General features: G+C 62.1%; 26 protein-coding genes. 8 read left to right on the top strand and 18 right to left on the bottom strand.

What is annotated here, in order from left to right; all coding sequences use genetic code 11:
- Window positions 1–82: 82 nt before the first annotated feature.
- Window positions 83–1,294, top strand: coding sequence for an NADH-quinone oxidoreductase subunit D (locus QNA11_RS02715; RefSeq protein ID WP_283481877.1), 1,212 nt, complete (start codon window positions 83–85; stop codon window positions 1,292–1,294).
- Between the two features lie 127 nt (window positions 1,295–1,421).
- Here QNA11_RS02715 and QNA11_RS02710 read toward each other — a convergent pair whose 3' ends face one another.
- Complete coding sequence (locus QNA11_RS02710; RefSeq protein WP_283481876.1) at window positions 1,422–1,955, bottom strand: hypothetical protein; 534 nt, start codon at window positions 1,953–1,955, stop codon at window positions 1,422–1,424.
- 260 nt (window positions 1,956–2,215) lie between these two features.
- Here QNA11_RS02710 and QNA11_RS02705 point away from each other — a divergent pair, with 260 nt between their 5' ends.
- Window positions 2,216–2,473 carry a hypothetical protein gene (locus tag QNA11_RS02705; protein WP_283481875.1) on the top strand — a complete coding sequence of 86 codons (258 nt, stop codon included), beginning with the start codon at window positions 2,216–2,218 and terminating at the stop codon, window positions 2,471–2,473.
- A 25-nt stretch (window positions 2,474–2,498) separates the two neighbouring features.
- On the opposite strand, the gene QNA11_RS02700 is transcribed toward QNA11_RS02705, so the two are convergent.
- The 16 genes from QNA11_RS02700 to QNA11_RS02625 form a co-directional block, all read right to left on the bottom strand.
- Window positions 2,499–4,694: a CDC48 family AAA ATPase gene (locus QNA11_RS02700; RefSeq protein ID WP_281928179.1), complete on the bottom strand. Its 2,196-nt coding sequence runs from the start codon at window positions 4,692–4,694 to the stop codon at window positions 2,499–2,501.
- Between the two features lie 12 nt (window positions 4,695–4,706).
- Window positions 4,707–5,291 (bottom strand): hypothetical protein, encoded by a 585-nt coding sequence (locus QNA11_RS02695; RefSeq protein ID WP_283481874.1) that lies wholly within the window; start codon window positions 5,289–5,291, stop codon window positions 4,707–4,709.
- A gap of 30 nt (window positions 5,292–5,321) precedes the next feature.
- Window positions 5,322–5,840 (bottom strand): Hsp20/alpha crystallin family protein, encoded by a 519-nt coding sequence (locus QNA11_RS02690; RefSeq protein WP_283481873.1) that lies wholly within the window; start codon window positions 5,838–5,840, stop codon window positions 5,322–5,324.
- A complete protein-coding gene (locus QNA11_RS02685) occupies window positions 5,837–6,175 on the bottom strand; it encodes a gas vesicle protein (RefSeq protein WP_202073468.1) in 339 nt (112 codons plus the stop codon). Before QNA11_RS02685 ends, QNA11_RS02690 begins: the two co-directional genes overlap by 4 nt.
- A gap of 11 nt (window positions 6,176–6,186) precedes the next feature.
- Entirely contained in the window at window positions 6,187–6,774 is a 588-nt protein-coding gene (gene gvpJ / locus QNA11_RS02680; RefSeq protein ID WP_283481872.1) for a gas vesicle protein GvpJ, read from the bottom strand.
- Window positions 6,775–6,781: 7 nt separating this feature from the next.
- Entirely contained in the window at window positions 6,782–7,030 is a 249-nt protein-coding gene (locus QNA11_RS02675; RefSeq protein WP_283481871.1) for a gas vesicle protein GvpG, read from the bottom strand.
- Between the two features lie 152 nt (window positions 7,031–7,182).
- A complete protein-coding gene (locus tag QNA11_RS02670) occupies window positions 7,183–7,917 on the bottom strand; it encodes a GvpL/GvpF family gas vesicle protein (RefSeq protein ID WP_283481870.1) in 735 nt (244 codons plus the stop codon).
- A 57-nt stretch (window positions 7,918–7,974) separates the two neighbouring features.
- A complete protein-coding gene (locus QNA11_RS02665) occupies window positions 7,975–8,379 on the bottom strand; it encodes a hypothetical protein (RefSeq protein WP_202073472.1) in 405 nt (134 codons plus the stop codon).
- A gap of 39 nt (window positions 8,380–8,418) precedes the next feature.
- On the bottom strand, window positions 8,419–8,736 hold the full coding sequence (locus tag QNA11_RS02660; RefSeq protein ID WP_283481869.1) for a hypothetical protein: 318 nt from the start codon (window positions 8,734–8,736) through the stop codon (window positions 8,419–8,421).
- Window positions 8,737–8,758: 22 nt separating this feature from the next.
- Window positions 8,759–9,775 (bottom strand): gas vesicle protein GvpN, encoded by a 1,017-nt coding sequence (gene gvpN / locus QNA11_RS02655; RefSeq protein ID WP_202073474.1) that lies wholly within the window; start codon window positions 9,773–9,775, stop codon window positions 8,759–8,761.
- Between the two features lie 124 nt (window positions 9,776–9,899).
- Window positions 9,900–10,352 carry a hypothetical protein gene (locus QNA11_RS02650; protein ID WP_283481868.1) on the bottom strand — a complete coding sequence of 151 codons (453 nt, stop codon included), beginning with the start codon at window positions 10,350–10,352 and terminating at the stop codon, window positions 9,900–9,902.
- 82 nt (window positions 10,353–10,434) lie between these two features.
- Window positions 10,435–10,653, bottom strand: a complete 219-nt coding sequence (gene gvpA, locus QNA11_RS02645) for a gas vesicle structural protein GvpA (RefSeq protein WP_165053833.1) — start codon at window positions 10,651–10,653, stop codon at window positions 10,435–10,437.
- Between the two features lie 228 nt (window positions 10,654–10,881).
- Window positions 10,882–11,232, bottom strand: a complete 351-nt coding sequence (locus QNA11_RS02640) for a response regulator (protein ID WP_202073476.1) — start codon at window positions 11,230–11,232, stop codon at window positions 10,882–10,884.
- Between the two features lie 75 nt (window positions 11,233–11,307).
- Window positions 11,308–12,771 (bottom strand): ATP-binding protein, encoded by a 1,464-nt coding sequence (locus tag QNA11_RS02635; protein WP_202073477.1) that lies wholly within the window; start codon window positions 12,769–12,771, stop codon window positions 11,308–11,310.
- Window positions 12,772–12,867: 96 nt separating this feature from the next.
- Complete coding sequence (locus tag QNA11_RS02630; protein WP_283481867.1) at window positions 12,868–13,701, bottom strand: GvpL/GvpF family gas vesicle protein; 834 nt, start codon at window positions 13,699–13,701, stop codon at window positions 12,868–12,870.
- Window positions 13,698–15,092 carry a sigma-54-dependent transcriptional regulator gene (locus tag QNA11_RS02625; RefSeq protein WP_283481866.1) on the bottom strand — a complete coding sequence of 465 codons (1,395 nt, stop codon included), beginning with the start codon at window positions 15,090–15,092 and terminating at the stop codon, window positions 13,698–13,700. Before QNA11_RS02625 ends, QNA11_RS02630 begins: the two co-directional genes overlap by 4 nt.
- Window positions 15,093–15,456: 364 nt before the next feature.
- On the opposite strand from QNA11_RS02625, the gene QNA11_RS02620 reads away from it, so the two are divergent.
- The 6 genes from QNA11_RS02620 to QNA11_RS02595 all read left to right on the top strand — a co-directional run bounded on the left by QNA11_RS02620 (window position 15,457) and on the right by QNA11_RS02595 (window position 20,261).
- Window positions 15,457–16,812 carry a transposase gene (locus QNA11_RS02620; RefSeq protein WP_283481505.1) on the top strand — a complete coding sequence of 452 codons (1,356 nt, stop codon included), beginning with the start codon at window positions 15,457–15,459 and terminating at the stop codon, window positions 16,810–16,812.
- 133 nt (window positions 16,813–16,945) lie between these two features.
- The gene (locus QNA11_RS02615; RefSeq protein ID WP_281928199.1) at window positions 16,946–17,137 is read left to right on the top strand and encodes a hypothetical protein; all 192 of its coding nucleotides are present in this window, start codon (window positions 16,946–16,948) and stop codon (window positions 17,135–17,137) included.
- A gap of 222 nt (window positions 17,138–17,359) precedes the next feature.
- The gene (locus QNA11_RS02610; protein ID WP_283481865.1) at window positions 17,360–18,085 is read left to right on the top strand and encodes a DUF1614 domain-containing protein; all 726 of its coding nucleotides are present in this window, start codon (window positions 17,360–17,362) and stop codon (window positions 18,083–18,085) included.
- A 22-nt stretch (window positions 18,086–18,107) separates the two neighbouring features.
- A complete protein-coding gene (locus tag QNA11_RS02605; protein ID WP_283484150.1) occupies window positions 18,108–18,902 on the top strand; it encodes a DODA-type extradiol aromatic ring-opening family dioxygenase in 795 nt (264 codons plus the stop codon).
- A 44-nt stretch (window positions 18,903–18,946) separates the two neighbouring features.
- On the top strand, window positions 18,947–19,189 hold the full coding sequence (locus QNA11_RS02600) for a hypothetical protein (protein WP_283481864.1): 243 nt from the start codon (window positions 18,947–18,949) through the stop codon (window positions 19,187–19,189).
- A 22-nt stretch (window positions 19,190–19,211) separates the two neighbouring features.
- Complete coding sequence (locus QNA11_RS02595) at window positions 19,212–20,261, top strand: SGNH/GDSL hydrolase family protein (protein WP_283481863.1); 1,050 nt, start codon at window positions 19,212–19,214, stop codon at window positions 20,259–20,261.
- A 277-nt stretch (window positions 20,262–20,538) separates the two neighbouring features.
- Here QNA11_RS02595 and QNA11_RS02590 read toward each other — a convergent pair whose 3' ends face one another.
- Window positions 20,539–21,357, bottom strand: coding sequence for a cell envelope integrity EipB family protein (locus QNA11_RS02590; RefSeq protein WP_283481862.1), 819 nt, complete (start codon window positions 21,355–21,357; stop codon window positions 20,539–20,541).
- Between the last annotated feature and the right edge of the window lie 107 nt (window positions 21,358–21,464).

Raw genomic sequence — 21,464 nt, 5'->3', positions numbered from 1 at the left:
ACGAACAAGCGCGATGAAGCCTATCAACTTTTGCGGAATGCGCGCTATCTCGCAGCCGAGCGAGACCAACCCGGCGAGACCGATGCCGCTACAGCCCTCTCACGCAAACGCCGAGCCGCTGAGAAGCTTCATGCTCAACTTCGGGCCGGTGCATCCGGCCGCGCATGGCGTGCTTCGGCTGATCCTGGAGCTCGACGGGGAGGTCGTTCTACGGGCGGATCCCCATATCGGCTTTTTGCATCGCGGCACGGAAAAGCTCATGGAGAGCCGGCCCTATTTGCAATCCATTCCCTATTTCGACCGATTGGATTACGTCGCGCCGATGAACCAGGAGCACGCGTTTTGTTTGGCGGTCGAAAAGCTATTGGAGATAACGCCGCCCAAACGCGCGCAGCTCATTCGCGTCCTGTACTGCGAGATCGGCAGGCTGCTGTCGCATCTCCTGAACATCACCACGCAAGCCTCGGATGTCGGCGCACTGACGCCCAATCTCTGGGGCTTCGAGGAACGCGAGAAGCTCATGGTTTTCTATGAGCGGGCCTCCGGCGCGCGGATGCATGCGAATTATTTCCGCTTCGGCGGCGTTCACGAGGATTTGCCCGAAAAGCTTTTGGACGACATCTACGCATTCTGCCCGCCGTTCCTGCAGGTTTGCGACGACCTCGATGAAATTCTGGGTGAGAACCGGGTTTTCAAAGAGCGAAATGTCGGCATTGGCGCGATCACGCTCGACGAAGCCTGGGCGTGCGGCTTCTCCGGCGTGATGGTCCGCGCATGCGGCGCGCCCTGGGATCTTCGCAAGGCTCAGCCCTATGAATGCTACGAGGAGCTCGAATTCGACATCCCCGTCGGCGCTAACGGCGATTGCTATGATCGCTACGGCGTGCGGATGGAAGAGATGCGCCAGTCCGTGCGCATCATGACGCAATGTATCGAAAGATTGCAATCGCCGGAGGGCTATGGCCCCATCATCGTCCAGGACGGCAAGATCGCGCCGCCCAGGCGCAACGCCATGAAACGATCGATGGAAGCGACGATCGGGCAGTTCAAGCTCTATTCCGAAGGCATTCACGTTCCAGCCGGCGAGGTTTACGCCGCAGTCGAAGCGCCCAAAGGCGAATTCGGCGTCTATCTTGTCTCGGAAGGCGGCAACCAGCCCTACAGATGTAAGATACGAGCCCCTTCCTTCGCCAACCTCGAAGCCATGGACCGCCTTGCGGCCGGCCATATGCTGGCCGACGTCTCGGCCATCGTCGGCTCGCTGGATATTGTGTTCGGGGAGATCGATCGATAGGCCTTCCATAGACGAGACTCGGCGACTGCGCCGTCATTGCGAGGAGCGAAGCGACGAAGCAATCCAGAGCCGCGATGGCGCTCTGGATTGCTTCGCCCCGCTCGCGATGACGGACGCCAACCGCAAGCTAACGCTTGCTCATTCGCCGCGCAGCTTCCCTTTTTAGCCAACCCCATGAAGCGACGGCGTGGGGTTGCGCCCATCTTAAAAATGTAACAGCGCTTTTCAGCCCGAAGCGTCCCCCGGCTTTCGCCAGCGCGACCACTTTGTCGAACCAAGGCAGAAACGCGCTCTCGGGCGGAATTCTCGCTCTCACCCAGGCGATCGCATCCTCGATGATCTGCACGACGGCAAGCGACAGCACGCGCCAGGGGCGCTCATACGGCCCATACTCGATCGTATGGCGCAGACGCGCCATTTCCTCGGCGCGCGCCGCGCTCTTGCGGCGCTCCTCGTCGAGTTCGCGCAAAAGTTCGTTGGCGCGCGCCGCTTCACACTCGGCGCGTTCGTCAGTCTCCTTCGCCATTTTGGCGTTGTGTTGGGATTCGACCAGCGCCTCGTCAACCTCCCGCACCGCTTCATCGACCTGCAGCGCCATGGCCTCATATTGCGAAAGCACCGTGTCGCGCTGCTCCATTACGTCGCGCAGAAGCGCCAGCAATTCCTCGCGCCCGAGCTTCTCATGTTCACGCTCGAAGCTACCTTTGGGAGTAGGCTGATCCGACAGCGTCGCCTCCGCGTGATTTCTGACGGCGTCGCGAGAGCGGCGCCGACCGAAGCAGCTCTTATCTAATTCAGGCCAATTCGGCTTCCAGGCAGCCCGCGAAGAAGCGAAGCGACGCTTGGTTCTTTCCGGCCTCTCGAGCTTGAACTAGGATGGCGCAAAGTGTGATCCGACGAGCCGACAAAGGGAGCCGTGAGATGACAAGCTGGGCCAAGATCCTGATGGCAAGCGCATGTGTGGGCCTCGCAACGCCATGCGTCGCTCAGGAATCGCCCAAGCAAGTCCTCGCGGCGCATTTGCGCACGCAGGGCTATAAATGCGATGCGCCCAAAAGCGCGACCCGCGACGCCGCCGCGTCCCGGCCAGACGAGGCGGTGTGGATCATAAGGTGCGAAAACGCGCGTTACCGGGTTCGTCTGGTCCCGGATATGGCTGCGAGCGTCGAATCTTTTTAGGCGCGGCCGTGGAATTTAATTCGGATCAGGAATAGGCGGCGCCGGACAGCGCCGCTTGTTTCGAGGCCGCGATTTGCGCCGTGAGCGCATCGTCGAAATCGCGTTGCTCGATACGCAGCGCGCCGACGTCGACGGCTTGCGTTCCGCCGGTCGGGTAAATGCGGCGGATGGCGCTCATTGCGGCGCGATCACATAAAAAGCGCACTTCGGCGGCCGACATGCCTTCGGCCGCTTGGGCGAGCGCGTCGAGATCGACGCGTTCGTCGACCGGCTTTTTGCGCAAATGCACCGCAAGAATGGCGGCGCGCGCCGCGAGATCGGGCCGCGTCACCTCCAAGTGGAAATCGAGCCTGCCCGGCCGGAGCAATGCGTCGTCGATAATATCGAGACGGTTCGTCGCGCCGATCACCCAAACCTGCTTCAACGTCTCGACGCCGTCCAGCTCGGTGAGCAACTGGCTCACGACGCGGTCCGTTACCGGCGACCGGCCGTCCAGGCCGCGTTTGGGCGCGAGGGAGTCGATTTCATCCAGAAACACCACGCAAGGCGCCGCATGACGCGCGCGCGCAAAAAGCTCGCGGACGGCCAATTCTGACTCGCCGATATATTTCGACAAGAGTTCCGGGCCCTTCACCGAAATGAAATTCAGATTGCTCTGAGAGGCGAGCGCTTTCGCAATCAGCGTCTTTCCGTTTCCGGGCGGGCCATAGAGCAATATCCCGCGCGGCGGCTGCAAGCCGATCGCCTCGAAGAGCTGCGGCTGGCTCACCGGCCAGGCGATCGCTTCCTTCAACGCTTCCTTGATCGAATCGAGTCCGCCGACATCCTGCCATTCGACATTGGGCGTCTCCACCGCCACTTCGCGCAAGCCGGACGGCGACACCTCGCTCATCGCTTCGGCGAAATCCGCCATAATAACCTCCAGCGTCATCAGCGCGTCATAGGCCATAGGGCTATCCCCCAGCGTCAATGCGGGAAGCTGGCGACGCAGCGCCGCCATGGCCGCCTCCCGGCAAAGCGCATTCAGATCGGCGCCAGTGAATCCATGCGTCGTCGCTGCGAGATCGGCAAGATCGATGTCGATCCCAAGCGGCATGCCCCGCGCGTAAATCTCGAGGATTTCGCGCCGCGCCTGCTCATTGGGAATGCCGATGGCGATCTCCCTGTCGAACCTGCCGGGGCGGCGCAATGCGGGATCGAGGCTGTTGGGACGGTTCGTCGCCGCCATGACGATAACGTCGCCACGGCTCTTCAACCCATCCATGAGCGCGAGCAATTGGGCGACGACGCGCTTTTCCACTTCGCCTTCGACCCGCTCGCGCTTAGGAGCGAGGGAATCGATTTCATCGAAGAAAATGATGCAGGGCGCGCGCTTCTGCGCATCCTCGAAAATCTTGCGCAGCCGCGCCTCGCTCTCCCCGTAGAACTTTTGAATGATCTCGGGGCCGCTGACGTAAATGAAATCCGCATCCGACTCGTTTGCGACCGCGCGCCCCAGAAGCGTCTTGCCGCAACCGGGAAGGCCATGCAGCAAAACGCCTTTCGGCGGCGTTATGCCGAGCCGCTCGAAGAGTTCTGGATGAAGCAGCGGCAGCTCCACCATCTCGCGGATCTTAGCGACCTCGCGCTCCATGCCGCCCAAATCGTCGTAAGTGATGATGTCGTCGGACTCCGAGGGCGCGGCGGAAGAAGAGGACGTCGACCGCGGGCGCTCCAGCGACAGCAACGTATCCGGGTGAACGATGACGGGCCCATCCGGCTCCGTTCGGCCGACGAGGAAATCACGATGCGTTCCGCCGAAAAGCGCGATCCGCACACGGTCGCCGGTGCGGATGGCGAGACCATCCAGCCGGCGCGCGGTATGTTCGATTTCGTCTTCGTGCAAAGCCCCGGCGCCGAGCGGAGTCACCACGAGCTTTTGCGCGATCGCATGAGCAACTTTCCGGATCGTGACCATTTGGCCCAGCGCCACGCCGGCGTTGGTGCGGCACACGCCGTCGAGCTGAATAAGATGCTGCCCTCTCTGTTCCTTGAAGGTCGGCATCGCCTTGGCGACGGTCTTTCCCCGGCCCGCAATTTCGAGAACTTCTCCGGGAGCGGCGCCAATCTGACGCAATGTCTCGGGATCGAGCCGCGCCACGCCGCGTCCAACATCTTCACGCCGCGCCTCGACCACGGTGAGACGCAGGATTCCGTCGCCTTGCTTGGCTTTCTCGATCATGGGACGCTCGCCTCACATTCCGGGTTGTTCCTGGCCGTGCGGCAAATCGCTTCGGATCGCCACATAGTCGACTTTGATGCGCGCTGGCAGAAATCGGGCGACCCGATGCAGCGCGCCGATGAAAAGGACTCCGACCTCCGCCTCGCCGAGCGTCTGATCGATGCGTTCGGCGATAAAGCGGTCGCGGGCGTCGAGAAGCGCCGAAGCCTTTGCGTCCGTCCGATCCGGCGATTGCACGAGCTTATATTCATCGACCAGCAGCGCCGGCGATTCCGTGCCCATGAGAGTCGCGCCGCCCCGCATGAGGCTTTCGAGAAGTTGATGGTTGGGACTTCCCTGCGCCGCAAGGTCCGTCACCAATTCACGCTCTTTATCGCAAACCGGCAGGCTGTCCTGGTAGAGCTTGACGCGCGGGAGATCGAGGCGCAACGCCTTGATCGCCTCTGCGATGGAGCGCCAAATCGCATCGAAGGCCGCACAGCGCTCCGCCCATTTGGCGGCGCCATGGCGGGCGATGAATGCGGCCTTATATGCGGGCGCGGCGGCGCCCATCTCAGCCATGCTGTGAAGGACAGGCACGTAGATCAATCGCGCCATGACACAACGCGCTCCCCTGACCACGCAACGCTAGGATTGCTTGGCGAGCCGCACTTCGAGAACGCCATTCCGCAGATTGAGTTGCGGAGCGTTCCCCGCAAGCTTTTCCTCGATGAAGGTTTCCTTGCGATAGAGCCGCACGCCCGATTTCGCTTCGAGAAGCAGAATGTCGCCGTCGAGAATGCAGCGAATATCCTCGCGCTCGACGCCTGGAACCTCGAAAAGGAACACCAGCTCGTTTCCTTCGTCGAACATATCCGTCACCGGTTCGAGCATCTCGACAGTCGTTCGTTTCGCGGCGCGGCGCCGCGGTTGTTCCGGCGCCGGCGCCTCTTCCTCCGCCGCCACGCGCCCTTCGGCCGCCTCGCGAAGCGTGCGCGCGCCGAAGGAATATTCCATCACGCGGCCATCCTTTTCATGGCGTCCCCGTCGCGGAAGATTGTCGAAGTCGGCCAGCACATTGAACAGGTTCGACAGGCCCCGCGCGATCTTCTCGAGCCCGGCGACGCCAGTGACGTCCTCGTTGTCGTTTCGGTCTTTCCGCGTCATGGATGCGCCTCCCCTGCTTTGCTTGGCGCCGCGACAAGGGCGCACAGCGCCTCCTCCAGCCTTTCCATTCGCTGCTCGATCGCGCCGAGCTTGGCCTCGCCGTCCGACGCGCCGAGGCGGGCGCCATTGTGGTTCCACCAATCGAGCCCGAGTTCGCGCGCCTTGTCGACCGAGCAGACCACGAGCCTCAACTGAATAGTGAGGAGCTCGACCTCGACCAGCTTAATGGAAATATCGCCGGCGACCACGACGCCTTTGTCGAGAATGCGCTCCAACAAATCCGCGAGATTGGTGCTATCGACCGAATGCGTGATGGGTTGATGCATCGTTGACATGAACGGTCCTTTCACGGCGCGCTGTCGGGGACGCCAAACTGCAGCGAAAGCTCTCTCTCCGAGAAACCGAATTGCCGTTGCAGACGCGTGATTTCCTGCGCCTGCGCGAAAAGCGCGGCGCCCAGTCGCTCGATCTGCGCATCCGACAGGCGTCCCCCTTCCATCCGCCGCACCGCCTGGCGTTCGAGGACATCATGAAGAACTCGCACGAGCGTGAGCACGAGGCGCAGAAGACCATCGGCGGTCGAGCGGCCGGAGCCCTCCGGCTTTCGCTCGATTGCGCTCGCGAAACGATCGTCTTGCGGCAATTGAATTGGATCGGCGGGAGACGCGCTCCGCGGCGCGTGAGATTCGGTGAGTGCGCCGGACGGCGTCGCGGACGCGGGAGGCAATTTTGGTTCGATGATCGATTGCGCCGGAGCGCCGTCCGGCCAAATCGTGTCGACGGCCCCGAGCAAGAGTCTCACGTCGAGAAAGATGAGGTCCACGTCGGCAAGACCAATGGTTAGATTGCCTTGCGCCGAGACGCCACGATGCAGCAGGCGATCGAGCGCTTCCGAGAGCGAGAGATCGCGCTGCGGCGCACTCAAATTAGCCATGCCGCGCTCACGAATTGACATCGGCGCCGCCCTTCCCTTGCAGGCTATCGAGCCGCGTCAGTAATTTTCCCTCCCGCGCGTCGAACTCCGCTTCGGTCAGCGCGCCAGTTTCGAGCGCACGGTAAAGTTCCGATAGCTCCGCCATGATGGCGCGCTCCTCCGCCTCCCGCTCCTGTCGAGCGGCTTCGTTGATCTTTTCCAAAACGAACAGCAGCCCACGCATCGGGGCGGCCAGCAAATCATCGATCAGCAGCATGGCGCCGCCCCTTTCGATCTGAATCCGGTGGGTTTGGCCCAAAGTTCGCCCTGCGCGTCGCATTTCCCGATCTGACCTTGAAAATCTTGCTCAGAACGAAGCCGACGCTTTTCGTCACGATCTTCACGGCGTCATCGAGGATGAACATCGCCCTAACCCTCGTGCGGCGCAAATTGCACGAAATTATGAGGCGGCCATGGGCCGGCGATGTTGAAAGCAATATCTTCCTCGATCTCCGCCGCCGAGGCCTGCACAGCCCGCTCGAAATCCTCCAACCCTGCCCTGGGAACGAGCGCGGCCAAATTCGCAATCTCTCTATCGTTGCGAACCGGCAAAGAGACGACTTCGAGGCAGGCGTCCCCCAAGACCGAGATCACCTGAGCCGATTGTGCTTCCCGATAGCGCCGAAACGCCTCGTCCACCATTTGACCCAGACGCACTCTGGCCTCATGCGACGGCGGGCGGCTGCCGACATAGGTTCGGTCACGAGCGGCCTGCAACGCCGGGTGGCGCGCAACCAGATAAGCGATGGGATCGGCGGCTTCAATATTCAGCCGCACCCCCATTTCCACAGCGCCGGAAACTCTTTCCAACTGGCTGACGAGCCGGTCGCGCTGCCCGTCGAGAAACCGCCTCAGATCGTTTTCCGATTTCGCGATTGTGCCGAAGGCCATCGGCAGCAGATCGAATTTCGCGTTGAGCGCGGTGAGCACGCGCTGCGCTGCGGCGAGATTGCGCCTTTCGGCCCGCAGAGCGCCCACGGGACAATCGCTAACGATCGCGTTCAAGGGGCCCGAGCCCACAAGAAAGGTCGTACGATCGAGAACGCCCTGCAAGGCCGGCGGATCGTTGTCGTTGCTCGTCACCGCATAGACATAGAGGCCCATCGATCTTCCTCCCCCGCCAACGACCCTAAGTCACGAACCATCGAAATAAGAAAGGATTCAAATCTCTTCTTCTTCGATATGACCATAGGCCCGGACCGTTAAATCCTCGTCGAGCTCGACGGAGTAAGTTTCTCTTTCGAGCACTTCTTGCGTCAGCGGCAAGCCGAGCATCTTCACTTCAAGGTTCGGCACGAGAATTTCGGCTTCGGCGCTCCAACCCCCGTCGCCGTGCCGGATCGGCGCGATCTTGGTGATGCGCAGTTCCTTTGCGCCGAGTTCGGTCGTGAGAAACTGTTGAACAGCCGCGCGGGCGCCCGACAATTTACCGCCGAGAGGCGCCGCGGGCGCTGCAGGAGCCGGTTTCGTTTTGGGCGCCGAGGACGCGGGAGGCGGCGGCGCGGGAGGCGGCGGCGCGGCGTTGGAGGAACTCTGTTCGGAGCCGATGTGAGTCTTAGGCGGCATTGGATCATTCTCCGTGAACTGGCGTTGAACCTGCGCCACTCAATAAGTGAAGGAAAAGCGCTTCGACGCCTGCCGCATGCCGATCGGCGACTTGCGAACCGCTGCGACGGGATGGGCCGGCGGCGCCGTTCCATTCATCTTTGCCGCAATTTCCCCGATTTCCTTGTCGATTTCGCGAAATCTCGCCTGTATGGCGTCGGAACGGTCGGTCGCCGCTCTCAGCTCCATCGAGCGCCGCGCGCGTTCGAGTTCGAGGAAGCTCATCCGCAGATAGGCCTTGTGCGCGGGGACGCTTTTGTCATTGCGCCCGGTCAAGGTTCGCAGATCGTTCAGGCCGCGGGATGGCTGTCGATGCATCGCCATGTCGCCTTCTCCCAGCTTAAAAATGCACAGAGTGATTGGCCGGGCCTTGCGCATGCATGCGCTGCGCGCGTTCGAGCGCTTCCAGCTCGAATTGCAGCAACAGCTCGTCGACGACGTCGGCCGTAAATTCTGCGGGCTTGGCGGAATTTTGAGACCCGCGACCAAGGATATCCCGGCACGCCCAGCGGAAGACCGGATTGGAGACGCTGGCCTCGCCGCCGCGCGCCGCCAGCACGCGGGCGATGGCGATCGATGCGCGCAAGGTCGGATAATGCGGGTCAGATCCCTGACGGCGGCACAAGCGAACGAAGTCGACCACCTTTTCCGCGCGCGCCTGATCGACGCCGCCTTTTTTCGCAGCAATCGCAACCTCGGTATCCCGGTCATAGTGATCGAAATAAAGTGTGATCATGCGATCGAGCAAAGCGTCCTGCGCGCGATAGACGCCCGCATATTCAACCGGATTCGACGTGAAGATGGCGCGAAAATGTGGATGCACCTTGATGTATCCCTCGCCGCGCCCATGCAGACCCGGAACATTGAGGACGCCTTCCGACAATATGCTCAGGAAGGGGTTGTTCGCCTCCGGCTTGCTACGGTTGAACTCGTCATAAATGATCGTATGACCGAGACGGCAGGCGGTGGTGATGCGATTGTCGGTCCACAGCGCGCGTCCCTCTTCCTGCAGCTTCACGACGGAAGAAATATAATTATCGACCACGCGCGATCTGCGATATCCACTCTCGCGTCCGATCAGATCGGAGCTGCCGAACTCGTGATCGCCATGGAGCAGGATGCTCGGACGGCCGAGCTGCGCAGCGACATGAAACGCCAGCGTGGTTTTGCCGCTGCCCGCCGGCCCCGAAAAATGCACGGCATATCCGGCGTCGAGATAGGCGAGCGCACGATCCGCAATCTCCTGAACCGCCGGCGAGCTGACGAAAGCGTCGCTCGGTCCGAGCGCGATGGAGCCGTCGTCGTCGGAGAAATCCTCGGCGTCCTGACCTAGGCTGGCGAGTGCTATCGCGCTCATGACGTGACCTTTCCCAAAATGCGCTGAACTGCCGTGCGCGTTCGCGTGGCGGAGATGAGAAGAGGAAGCCAGATGGCTGTTGGCGCCGTGGCTTCCGAATTCGGTTGGAGGGCCCGCATTCCCCTTAATGGTGAGCGGACGCTTTTCCATGCCAGATGGCAGCCGCGTGCTTGCGGTCGCGCGCATATTCCGAGAAAGAGCGGTGCAGGGACGACGCTCGATCGTGATTGGCCTTCGCAAAGGATGCGAGAAGGGCGGCGACGCCATTCGTCAGATCGCGCATGAACGCATCGGCCTTTTCGTGATAGGCTTTGCTTTCGCGTGCGCGGTTCGACTTCAGACCATTCAGAGTCGCGCGGACTTCATTGCTACGCGCCACCGTCGCTCGTCGGAGCTGCGCCGCCTGGTCGCGACCCGATCTGATCCTCGCGGCCTTCAGATTATCCAGAAGCGCCTCGATGTCCTTGTGGCGGTTAATCGCGGCGTCCTTGATCCGTTCGGCAAGCTCTTCCCGTGAGTGCCGGCCCGAGTCGATGCCGCTTTTGACGCGCGAATATCCTTCCGACAACTTCGCCATGACCCAATCCTCCATCAGAAGTTTCCAAACTGCCGGAAGGGCGGGTTAAAAAAACACGCCCTTCCAGCGATGGCGGATAGACTTAGGCGGGGGCCGCCGCGGAAGCGGTCAGGCCGACAGCTTCGGCGTATTTCAGGTAGGTCTCGACCGAGGCCACCACAACGCGCGCTTCGATAGTGATCAGCTCGATGCCGACGAGCGAGACCTTGACCCAGGCGTCGATCACGATGCCCTTGTCGAGGATACGGTCGACAACTTCGCCGAGGCTTGACGAGTCCACAGATTTTTGAACGCGTGCCATGAAGCTTCTCCATTCTTAAAAGCGCTTTGAGCACTTTGCGAACACACCGAAGAGAACTCATCATTCCCCCGGCCGAATTGAATAGAGCAACCGCGGCGCCAGAGGGGCCGGTAAGCTGACAAATCGATTTCAGGCTTATATTTCATGGCTTTTCAATTTTGCGCGTTCACATGGTTTCAAGTATCGCGTTGGTAGGTCGGGCGTCGGCGCCCGGGTCCAGGGGCGGCGTTACCCTTTGGCGCCCTTGCTCACAGCCGCCGCGATTGCGTCGATTTGAAAAGGTTTCGCGAGGAAACCGTCGATCGTCGACGCCCGCATCGCATCGAGGATGCCGGCGTCGTCCGCGAGGAAATATCCCGAGATCAGGATGACGCTCATGGCGGGGCGTATGATGCGGAAGCGCGCGCTCAGACGGAACCCGTCCATATCGGGCAAACGCGCGTCCACGAAAGCGATCGGGAAGGTTTGCTGACTGATCAAGCCGAGCGCTTCCTGCGCGCTATTGGCGGTAACCGCCATCCAATCGATCCGGCTCAAAGCGGCTTCGAGCACCCAGCACATGTCTTGATCGTCGTCCACGACGAGCGCTGTTTTCGGCGCGAGGCAAGCGGGGAAAGGAGTCAATGCGTCGAACCCTCCAGAGAGCCATTCCGCTCAAGACGCCTCGCGCGCTGCAGGGATGCGAACGGCGAATGTCGTCCCCATGCCCAAGGCCGTCCGCACGCTCACATCGCCGCCATGCTGGCGAACGATGGAATGCGACACCGACAGACCGAGGCCTGAACGTCTGCTATCCGAGCGCGTCGTAAAAAACGGATCAAAAATCTTCCTCAAATGCGCCTCGGGAATACCGGGGCCGCTATCGCCGATCTCGACGATCACTTCCTTGCCGTCGCGGCGCACGTCGATTGTCAACACGCCGCCATTCGGCATCGCCTGGAATGCGTTGAGCATAAGATTGATGAAAACGAGCTCCAAAAGGTTTTGCACGCCTTCGGCGCAAATATCAGCGGTCTCCGCTGGCGGGTTCCACTCATATCGCGTGCCGACCGCCGCTTCGCCGGCCGCGAACATCAGGGCGTTCTTCAGCATATTCACGACGTTGACCTGCGTCGTTTCGGTGATCGGCTGCGGCCGGGCGAATCGAAGCAGACTTTCGACCACGAGCGATGCGCGATCGATGCCGCCGATCACCTTGTCGATGCATTCGCCGAGCAGAATGGGAGAGCCCATTCTATTTCTCATGAGCTGCGCCGCGGCGGAGCTGACCCCGAGCGGATTACGAATCTCATGCGCGATTCCGCCGATGACAATGCCCAGCGCCGCAAGCTTCTCGCCCTGATGGATCTGAGCTTCCATCGCCCGCTGCTCCACGAGGCTGCGGCCAACCACGACGACGCCCGTCACGTCGCCGGTATGGCTGGTCATCCGCGATAAGCGCCAGGAGACTGGTATCGTCTCGCCGCTCTTGCAGCGCATCGGCCATTCGATCGAGTGGCAGTCGTCGATTTCGCTGATCCCCCGGAAGCAGGATTCGACTTCCTGTTGATGCGGTTCCTCGAAATGACCGGACAATTCGGAGCCGCGAACTTCGCCCTCCGCATAGCCGGTCGATTTTTCCGCGGCTGTATTCCAGGTCATGATGGCGCCGTGCGAGTCCGTCGAGATGATCAGATCGCCGGCGCTCTCGACGACGCTCGCAAGATGCAACTGCATACGCCGCACCTCCTCCCCGAGCTGCAAGAGATCCGTCACATCGTCCATGACGAGAATGACGCCGCGCGAGCCGCCCTGGAGCTGCAAGGGACAAATGCTGTAGGAATAAGTTCGCAGGGCGACGCCGGGCGCACGATAGGTCATCCGGCGGCGTCTAAGCGTTTTTCCCGACCCGATGACTTCGCGTATCTGCTGATCCAGGGGCGTATCCTGGAACGCCGCCGGGAAGATTTCCTGCAGGCGTTTTCCAAGCGTCGTATGCAAGCTTCCATGCGACTTTTCGAGAAAGTTGCTATTGACCGTTCTGACGATGAGGCTTTCGTCGAGAATGAGAATCGAGGAAGGGATCGTGTCCATCACCGCATGGAAAAAGCTTTCGTGATCGAGCGTGTCTAGAAACATCGGCTTCTCGAAAGGTTTGTGTGGCCGAAGATCTGCAAGAAGAGATTGTTTCTTTGCGCCAGCGACGTTTTTGCGCGTCCTCGAACGGCCGCGATCTCAATTCACGGAATGAAGCGGTGGACGGTCCAGCGGCGGTCGAAAACTGAAGGGCGGCCAAGGCCCCGACAGAGTCAGTTCGACGGTCTCGGCCCCAAGCCGGTTGTTGAGTTCCGCAACGCGCCGGCTCAAAGCGGCGGCGTTTTCCTTGGGGACGAGAAACGCATGGCGCGCGACCAGATCGGTCCCATCGAGATTGCGGTTGCGTCGCCCCGCCGTCAGGGGCTCGAGCTCCTGCACCAGCCGATCGGCGACGGCCGCCGCTTCCGCGCGGCCGAAGTCGCGCAGCGATTCTTTGTCTCGGCACAGGCGCATGTAGCGGATGCCGCTCGTCAGCGACGCCCACTCCGGCCACGCCTTGCGCGCGAGTTGATCCAGAATTGCCGGATCATCGAGACGCGCCGCCGCGCGAAGCTCCCACTCCTCTTTGTCGGACGCATCGAGAAGGAAACGCGCGATCGTCGCCTCATGCGCGGCCATGAAGGCGCCCAGACTCTCGATGCTCGTGTAAAGCGTTCCAAAAGGGACGGGAAATACCGGCGAGAATTGCATCGCCCACGCCAGAATTTCCGCATGGCGGCGAACGCGCGGCGCCAGCCATGAGACGTCGGTCAAACGACGCTCCGCATCGACGCCGCAGAAGTCCGCGATCGGGACAAGGTCGACGATCGCAGCGACGGCGCCGGCGCGATGCAGCCGCAAGGCGCGCCCCTCCGGCGCAGGCAATCGCTCGGCAGAGATGCGATCGGGGTCGACGAAGGCAACGAGAGAGATCGCCTGCTCGATCGACCCTGACATCGCGCCGTCCGCTTCGGGTTGATCGGGCGTCCTCATTGCCGGATGTCTCCGCCCTCACCTTCCAGTCTTTTCAGCTTCAAGCGGTATGTCTTGTAATCGACGCCGAGCAGCCGTGCGGCTTCCGCCTTGTTGCCCTTTGCGCGATTGAGCGCGTCGAGCACGGCGTCGCGTTCGACCGCCCGCACCTGGCAGCGCATCTGATCGCGCAAAGGCGCGGCGGCGGCGGCCATTTGCGTTTGCGAAGGGGGCAGCGGGGCGCGATTGAGACGATCGGCGATATGCGCGGGGGAGACGGCGTCCGCCGACGTCAGCGCCGCGCGCCGCATCACATTGCGCAATTCTCTCACATTGCCGGGCCAATGATGCGCCTGCAACAGCTCGAGCGCCTTCGCGTCGATGTCGATCGGCGCCTGTCCCAGACAGTCACGCGCCTGCACCAGAAAGCGCTCCGCGAGAAAAGGCACGTCCTCCGGGCGCGCGCGCAAGGGCGGCACCGAGATCACATATTCGGCGAGACGATAGTAGAGGTCTTCGCGAAAGTCCCCCGCCTCGGCGCGCTCTTTGAGGGCGTCATTCGTGGCGGCAATGACGCGGACGTCGAGGCTGATTTGTTCGCTGCCGCCCACGCGATGGATCGTGCGCGCTTCGAGCGCGCGCAGAAGCGCCTTTTGTCCGGCGATCGAGAGATTGCCGATCTCGTCGAGGAAGATCGTCCCCCCCTTGGCCGCGGCCTCGAAGCACCCACAATGGCGTGCGGCTGCGCCGGTGAACGCCCCCTTCTCATGACCGAAAAATTCGCTGTTGATGAGGGATTCGGCGATCGCGCCGCAGTCGACGATAATGAACGGCTTGGCGACGCGGCCGCTGTGCCGATGCAGGCTTTGCGCGACGATTTCCTTGCCGCTTCCGGTCTCGCCCTGAACGACGACCGAGTAGTCGGAGCGGGCGACCGCTTCGATCTCATCGGCGAGCTTTTGGATGGCGGCGCTTTTCCCCATGAGGCCGAATATGTCAGCGCGCACATTTTCGGCGCTCTGCTTGTGAATCGCCGCTCGCCGGGCGACAGCCCGCTTCACGACATCGACGAACTGATCGTTGCGAAACGGCTTGGTGAGATATTCGAACGCGCCTTCTTTGATGGCGTTGATCGCGCCGGTGATCGTGCCGTAAGCCGTGGCGATGACAATGGGGAGACGCCGGTCGCGTTGCAATAATCGGCGCAAAACCTCCTCGCCGCCGATTCCGGACATGCGCATATCGAGAACAACCGCGTCCGGTGGATGGCGCGACGCCAGTTCGAGACCTGGCTCGCCGGCTTGCGCTTCCATCACGTCAAATCCGGCGTCCACCAATATGCTGCGCATTGCCCAGCGCATATCGTGATCGTCGTCGATCAGCAGGACCGAGCTTCGATTGCGCGTCAACATGATAGAGCCAATCATTTTTGAGGCTGGGGGGCCAAAGCGCCCGCCAGCACGTGCAATCTCAGAGCTGAAGCGAGCTTAGTCTACCATCGCGTCCAACTTCATTGATTACTGTCAAGTTCGCTACTTATTCCTCCTGGAGCCCCAATAAAAGTAAATACGGCGTTAGCATTTCGAGCAAATTGTAGCGATTACGCTTGATGTTTACATTCACACATATCTTTCTTTGCTGAAATGACAGTCGCCCGCGCGAGAATATGACTGTTCAATGACGCTGTGCGCGGCGCCGCGAGCCCTTGACAGCCCGTTGACGAAGTCGCGTCTGACTGATTCCGTTTCCAAGTGAGATTCGGCCGAGGTTGGTTCGATGGCGATGCGGCGTGAGACGGGGACGCAGGAAGATCTGGTTGTCGGCTGGGCGGATCTGCCGCGCTCTCCGGGGCACGCATTTTACGACGAGCTTCAGAAGGTTCTACTGGACGCGGGCTTCGACGTTTTCGTCGAGAACGCCTGCAAGCCCTACTACGCGGCGAAGATGGGCGCGCCCTCGTTGCCACCAGGGCGCTATTTCCGCATGCACATGGTGGGCTACTTCGAAGGGCTCGACAGCGAACGCGGCATCGTATGGCGCTGCGCGGATTCCTTTTCGTTGCGGGATTTCTTGCGGCTATCGACGCGCGAGAAAGTCCCGGATCATTCATGGCTGTCGAAGACGCGCTCGCGTCTGCCGCATGAGGTTCACGAGAAGGTATTCGGTTTCATCTTGAAGCTCGTCGCCGAGCGCGGCCTCGTGAAGGGCGAGCGCATCGGCGTCGACGGCTCGACCATGGAGGCGAACGCGGCGCTGCGCAGCATCGTGCGGCGCGACAATGGCGAGACCTATCGCGCAATGCTCGAGGGCATGGCGAAGGAAAGCGGGATCGCGACGCCGAACGCCGAGGATTTGGCGCGTTTCGACCGTAAGCGCAAAGGCAAGAAGCTCTCGAACGACGATTGGACGAGCGCCACGGACGCCGAGGCGAAGATCGCGCGGATGAAGGACGGAACGACGCATCTCGCCTACAAGCCGGAACATGCGGTCGACCTCGACACAGGCGTGATCGTCGCCGCGCCGATCCACGAGGCGGACAAGGGCGATACGACGACGCTTGGCGACACGCTGGAGACGGCGAAGGCCAATCTCTCGGCTGTCGGCCTCGCGCCGACGCCGGACGATCCTTGCGAAATCATCGCGGACAAAGGCTATCATTCGCGCGAGGTTTTGAAAGGCCTTGACGACGGCGAGTGGAAGAGCCGGATCAGCGAGCCTTTGCCGGCGAAGGGCTATTTGCGCTGGCATGGAGACGAAGAAGCGCGCGACGCCGTTTACGCCAACCGCGCACGGCTGAAATCGGGCGTTGGACGCGCCGCCATGCGCAAGCGCGGTGAGCTGGTCGAACGCAGCTTCGCCCATGTGCTGGATGGCGGCGGCATGCGCCGGGCTTGGCTTCGCGGTCGCGAGAACATCGCCAAGCGCTATCTGATCCACGTCGCAGGCTTCAATCTTGGCGTCCTGATGCGCGCCCTCGTCGGCTGCGGGACGCCAAGAGAACGCGCCGAGGCGGCCAGAAACGCCTTTTTGTTCGTTATTCGGACAGATAGCGCCACGGGCATCGTCATCATCGCCGACATCGGCGGCGCGCCGGCCTTGCTCGCCGTCATCGCCGCTCCGGAACCCGATTAATCAAGCTGCGACTTCGTCACCGCGCTGTTGAAGGCGAACATCAATTTGCTGGCAAGATTGTTGCGTGCGCGCGATTGCGCAGCCGCGTCGCGCGCAACTTGTTACAAAAACGCCAAATGCAAGGGGAGGATACATGGCGGACGAGAAGGTCACAGTCGAACAACTGCCAAATGGCAAATGGGCCTGTTTTCTCCATCTGGCGGGCCATGACGAGCCCATCAATCTGGGCCGGGAATTCAAGAACGACGAACAGGCCGAAAACTGGCTGAATGTTTCGGAGTCCGTCACCGCCATCGAGATGATGGTGCGGAAATACAAGAAATAGCCACTCGAGCGCCCCGTGCTTGCATTCGGCCCGGGGCGTCTCTCACTCGTGTTGCGCTCGCGGGGCTCCCTTCCCGCGGATAATATTTGCGCGGATCGCCAGCCGTAAGCTCGTCCCGGCGTCGTTCAGTCCTCGGCGGAGCCGGCCTTTGATGCCCCCTTCGTTATGGAAGAACAGGCGCGGCCGCCCCATCTTCCTCGGCAGAAGCCGGGAGGCGCCCCCATGCATTTCAGCGATGCGCAATATCTGCCTATAGCGGCGCCGGCCTTCGCCCTGCTGGCGGGCGTCGTCGTCGTGCTCGTCATTCTCGTCGAGCTGCGCATTCTCAAATACGCCTATATGCAATTGGGCGTCAGCTCCGGAACGGCTGTCTTCCTGCTCCTGGCCTCGCTGCTCGGCAGCTATATCAATATTCCGGTGGCGACGCTCGGGAGCGAGCCGATCATCGATGCGCGCGAGGTCGTCTATTACGGCGTTCCCTATGTCGTGCCGAGATTTGTCGAGGAGCCTCAAGTCATTCTTGCCGTCAATGTCGGCGGCGCCGTCATCCCGACCGTGCTGTCGATCTTCCTGCTGTCGCGAAACGCCATCTGGATCAGGGGCGCCATTGCGGTCGCCTGCGTCGCTGCGATCAGCTATGCTTTAGCAGAGCCGGTGCGCGGCGTCGGCATCGCGCTGCCAATCTTCGTCGCCCCGCTGGCGGCGACGACCATTGCGGCGATCATCTCCTGGCGCCATCTTGCGCCGCTCGCCTATGCAAGCGGGAGCCTCGGCGTTCTGGTCGGCGCGGATCTGTTGAATTTTGACAAGCTCGCAGGCCTCGGCACGCCCGTGCTGTCGATCGGCGGGGCCGGCACATTCGATGGGATTTTCCTGACCGGCGTGCTCTCGGTTCTGCTCGCGAGCCTGATCGGGGGCCGCACGCAAAGCGCCGTACAGGCTTCCTGAAGGCGAAAGTGAAAGCGACGACATCTTGAGACTGCCGACTTATTTCGTCTCCCATGGCGGCGGCCCCTGGCCTTGGGTTCCCGAATGGCGCCGCCACTTCGTCAATCTCGAAGCCGCTTTCGCCCGCATGCCCTCCGAAATCGGCGAGCGCCCGAAGGCGATCATCGTCGTCTCGGGCCATTGGGAAAGCCCTGAATTCGCAGTGATGTCGGCGCCCCGGCCGCCGATGGTCCATGATTATTCCGGCTTTCCTCCCGAGACCTATGACATCGTCTATCCCGCGCCCGGCGCGCCGGCGTTGGCCGCGCGCGCTGCGGGCCTCATCCGCGCCGCAGGCCTACCCGCGCGGCTCGACGAAGCGCGCGGCTTGGATCACGGCGCCTTCGTGCCGCTCTATGCGATGTATCCGGCGGCGGACGTCCCGGCGATCCAGGTGTCGCTCAAGACGGGCTACGATCCCGCCGAGCATCTTGCGCTCGGCCGCGCTTTGGCGCCGCTGCGCGAGGAGGGCGTCCTCATCATCGGCTCGGGCCTCAGCTACCACAATCTGCGCCTCTTTGGCCCGCAGGCGCGCGAGCCCTCAGAGGCTTTCGATCAATGGCTCGCCGCGGCGCTCGCGGCGGCGCCCGATGTGCGCAGACAAGCCATCATAGACTGGGCCAAGGCCCCTTACGCCCGCATCTGCCATCCGCGCGAGGACCATCTCGCGCCGCTTTTCGTCGCGCTCGGCGCAGCCGAGGCCGAGACGGCTGTCCGCGTCTATCACGACGTGGGGCTGTTCGGCGGCGTGACGGCGTCGAGCTACCGCTTCGGTTGAGCGCTCAGCTTGCGCCATCCCGCCTTTGATGGCAGGAAGCCGCCATGACGCGCTTTTTCGCGATCCTCCTGAGCGCAGGCATAACGGCCGCCGCCCCTGCCCTCGCCACGGATGCCCTCGGACGGGCTCCCGCCATGCGCGGCCCCAAGGCCGAGCGCGGACGGAAGGCGGATGTTCCGCTTCACGGCCGGCCGATCGAACCCATGACGAAGAAAGAGGAAAAGCCCCACGCAGGCTGGAGCGGCTTCTACGGCGGCCTGAACGCCGGCGCCGCGAGAGATCCTTGATCGAGCGCGCGAGGGCTGCAGCGTGAAAATCCTCCTGCTCGGCGGCTCCAATGCGGGCATCAAGGATGGCTGGGCCGTCCAATTCGCCCAGCGCGCCCAAGATCACGAGGTCGAGAACCGCTTTCTCGGCGCGGTCGGCTCGCTCTATGGCTTGATGGCGTTGCTCAAGCGCGCGCGCGACGGCGCCGAAGCGCCCGACCTCATCGTCTTCGAATATTGCCTCAACGACATTCTTCTTCTCGACGCCGACGTCCTCGAGCCCGCGTTGATCGAGGACGCGCTCGAGGCCGTCATGGACTTCTGCGCCCACGCGGGGATCGGCTTGTTCCTTTTGTGCCTGGAGCCGCGCCCTGCCGACCGCCAGCGTCGCGCGAAGACGCGCGTGCAAAGGATTTATCGCAAGGCGGCGCAGCGAAGGTCCGTCGCCGCGCTATGGCTGTCCGAGGTCTTCGAGCGGCGCTTGGGGCCGGCGCAATTCCAGGACGAAAACCATCTGACGACTGGCGCCGCAAAACGCATCGCGGATGCGTTGCTCGCTGCGCTACGCTTAGGCGTCCCGGCGCCATCTCACCGACATTCCGCGCCGGCGCGCTTTTCCTATGTCGATGCGGCTGAAGCGCGTTTCCAAGGGCCCTGCGCCCTGCGGGCGCTGTCATCGCGCGTTTTCGACGGCGATTTCCTGGAAATTTCGCGCGGCGGCGCCAGCGTCTGGCCCGGCGAGGGACGCCTTGCCGGGCTGATGCTGCGCTCGAGCGACGACAGCGGCGTTTTCAAAATCCAGGGTACGAACGCCGCCTTCCGCAAAAGCCCGCGCTCGCAGATGCAGGAGCTCGTGCGTCATCTGATGCTGCTCCACTATCCGACCCGGCGCATCCTCGCGCGCGGCGAAATCGAAATCGCCATGCCGGAAGACGAGCGCGATCTCATGCGCCTGCCCGAAGACCGCGGGCTCCTCATCGCGCCATCCATCGCGCCCTTTGAAAAGCAGACGCTCGATATTCACGGCGTCATCTTCTGGCGCAAGAAGACGTTCGTCGAACGCCTGCGGGATTTCTTTCGCAGCGTCGGGTAACCAGACAACCCGCGAGGCCGAGCCTGGTCATTCCCGACGGGCTGAAAGCCCGATCGGGAATCCAGAGCAACCACAGCGCGCGTTTGCTCTGGATTCCCTCGCTCATACGAGAGCGTCCGAATGACACTATTTCCGCTTGAACGGCTCGCATGCGCCGTCCTTGCGAGCGAAGCGAAGCAATCCAGGGCCATCGCGTGGCTCTGGATTGCTTCGTCGCTTTGCTCCTCGCAATGACGGCGAGGCGGCCCCGACGCCACCTGTTCAAGGGGAAATGGCGTTACTTCTTGCAGACGGCCGTCGGCTGGAGAGTCAATTCCGTCATCTCTCCCTTGAGAACGAAATCGCCGTAATCGAGCGTCAGCGCGCGCGAGACGCCATTCTCGTAGAGATCGAAAGACAGAACATAGATCGGCTGGCCGTCGCGCTTGCCCGGCTCGAAATAAGAAACCGAAACGCGCCAGCGCGGCATGCCCTTGAGCGCGTTTGCCTGCACGGCCTTCTCGGCCGCCGGCGTCTCCAAGCGCTTGCCGATCACCGTGAGCGTGTCGAAAGCCTTGTCGCCTTCGCCTGTCCCATCATAAACGCGCGCTTCGAGGAGCTGCTCTCCCTTGCGCGCGGCGTCGACGATGCGGCGAAGATGTTCGCTCGGGAATAAGGCGGGTCCGGCGATGTCGAGTTGCGCGCGCTTGGGGCGTGAGAGATCGACCGCGACGCGCGGGCCCTTTTCCTTACGCGCCTTGCCGTCGACCTGCTCGGCCGAGGTGCTGTCGACCTTGGTCTCTATCTTGAAGCGATATTCATTCGAATCGAGCGACTCGAACGTCGCCGAGCGCATGTCCGATAGCTTCGTGGCGCCCTCCTCGGGCACAAGCTCGGTGATCTGGCGAAAATTCTGCACATAGCCGTCGCAGGAGGCGGCAAAGTCGAAAACGATGCGCCCGCGCGCCTGCGCCGGCGCCTTCGAGCCTGTCGCCTTTCCCAGGGTCAGCTCATAGACCGCGCGGTGGCTCGCGAGCGGCGGCGCCTCTTCGGCCAGAGCCGCCGGCAGATTCGATGCAAGTGAGACGACGATGAAGAGCGCGCGCTTGGAAATCATGAGAGGATGTCACCCGGCAAATCATGCGCCGCCGTTGCGTCGCGGGAGGGCTGAAATTAGGGTCAGCCAGACGCCGGAGCAAATGTTTTCTGGACAGAGAAGGAAAC

The organism is Methylocystis sp. JR02, from assembly GCF_030063565.1.
GTDB lineage: Bacteria > Pseudomonadota > Alphaproteobacteria > Rhizobiales > Beijerinckiaceae > Methylocystis > Methylocystis iwaonis.
This window is presented reverse-complemented; position numbering and strand designations above follow the sequence as displayed.

Coding starts and splice junctions, on each gene's coding strand:
- QNA11_RS02715 (WP_283481877.1), top strand. CDS start 83: ATGCCGCTACAGCCCTCTCACGCAAACGCCGAGCCGCTGAGAAGCTTC.
- QNA11_RS02690 (WP_283481873.1), bottom strand. CDS start 5,840: ATGACGCGGAAAGACCGAAACGACAACGAGGACGTCACTGGCGTCGCC.
- QNA11_RS02610 (WP_283481865.1), top strand. CDS start 17,360: ATGCATTTCAGCGATGCGCAATATCTGCCTATAGCGGCGCCGGCCTTC.
- gvpN (WP_202073474.1), bottom strand. CDS start 9,775: ATGAGCGCGATAGCACTCGCCAGCCTAGGTCAGGACGCCGAGGATTTC.
- QNA11_RS02685 (WP_202073468.1), bottom strand. CDS start 6,175: ATGTCAACGATGCATCAACCCATCACGCATTCGGTCGATAGCACCAAT.
- QNA11_RS02705 (WP_283481875.1), top strand. CDS start 2,216: ATGACAAGCTGGGCCAAGATCCTGATGGCAAGCGCATGTGTGGGCCTC.
- QNA11_RS02695 (WP_283481874.1), bottom strand. CDS start 5,291: ATGGCGCGATTGATCTACGTGCCTGTCCTTCACAGCATGGCTGAGATG.
- QNA11_RS02600 (WP_283481864.1), top strand. CDS start 18,947: ATGACGCGCTTTTTCGCGATCCTCCTGAGCGCAGGCATAACGGCCGCC.
- QNA11_RS02675 (WP_283481871.1), bottom strand. CDS start 7,030: ATGCTGCTGATCGATGATTTGCTGGCCGCCCCGATGCGTGGGCTGCTG.
- QNA11_RS02615 (WP_281928199.1), top strand. CDS start 16,946: ATGGCGGACGAGAAGGTCACAGTCGAACAACTGCCAAATGGCAAATGG.
- QNA11_RS02630 (WP_283481867.1), bottom strand. CDS start 13,701: ATGAGGACGCCCGATCAACCCGAAGCGGACGGCGCGATGTCAGGGTCG.
- QNA11_RS02700 (WP_281928179.1), bottom strand. CDS start 4,694: ATGATCGAGAAAGCCAAGCAAGGCGACGGAATCCTGCGTCTCACCGTG.
- gvpJ (WP_283481872.1), bottom strand. CDS start 6,774: ATGGCTAATTTGAGTGCGCCGCAGCGCGATCTCTCGCTCTCGGAAGCG.
- QNA11_RS02665 (WP_202073472.1), bottom strand. CDS start 8,379: ATGCCGCCTAAGACTCACATCGGCTCCGAACAGAGTTCCTCCAACGCC.
- QNA11_RS02670 (WP_283481870.1), bottom strand. CDS start 7,917: ATGGGCCTCTATGTCTATGCGGTGACGAGCAACGACAACGATCCGCCG.
- QNA11_RS02590 (WP_283481862.1), bottom strand. CDS start 21,357: ATGATTTCCAAGCGCGCGCTCTTCATCGTCGTCTCACTTGCATCGAAT.
- gvpA (WP_165053833.1), bottom strand. CDS start 10,653: ATGGCACGCGTTCAAAAATCTGTGGACTCGTCAAGCCTCGGCGAAGTT.
- QNA11_RS02635 (WP_202073477.1), bottom strand. CDS start 12,771: ATGTTTCTAGACACGCTCGATCACGAAAGCTTTTTCCATGCGGTGATG.
- QNA11_RS02650 (WP_283481868.1), bottom strand. CDS start 10,352: ATGGCGAAGTTGTCGGAAGGATATTCGCGCGTCAAAAGCGGCATCGAC.
- QNA11_RS02660 (WP_283481869.1), bottom strand. CDS start 8,736: ATGCATCGACAGCCATCCCGCGGCCTGAACGATCTGCGAACCTTGACC.
- QNA11_RS02625 (WP_283481866.1), bottom strand. CDS start 15,092: ATGTTGACGCGCAATCGAAGCTCGGTCCTGCTGATCGACGACGATCAC.
- QNA11_RS02620 (WP_283481505.1), top strand. CDS start 15,457: ATGGCGATGCGGCGTGAGACGGGGACGCAGGAAGATCTGGTTGTCGGC.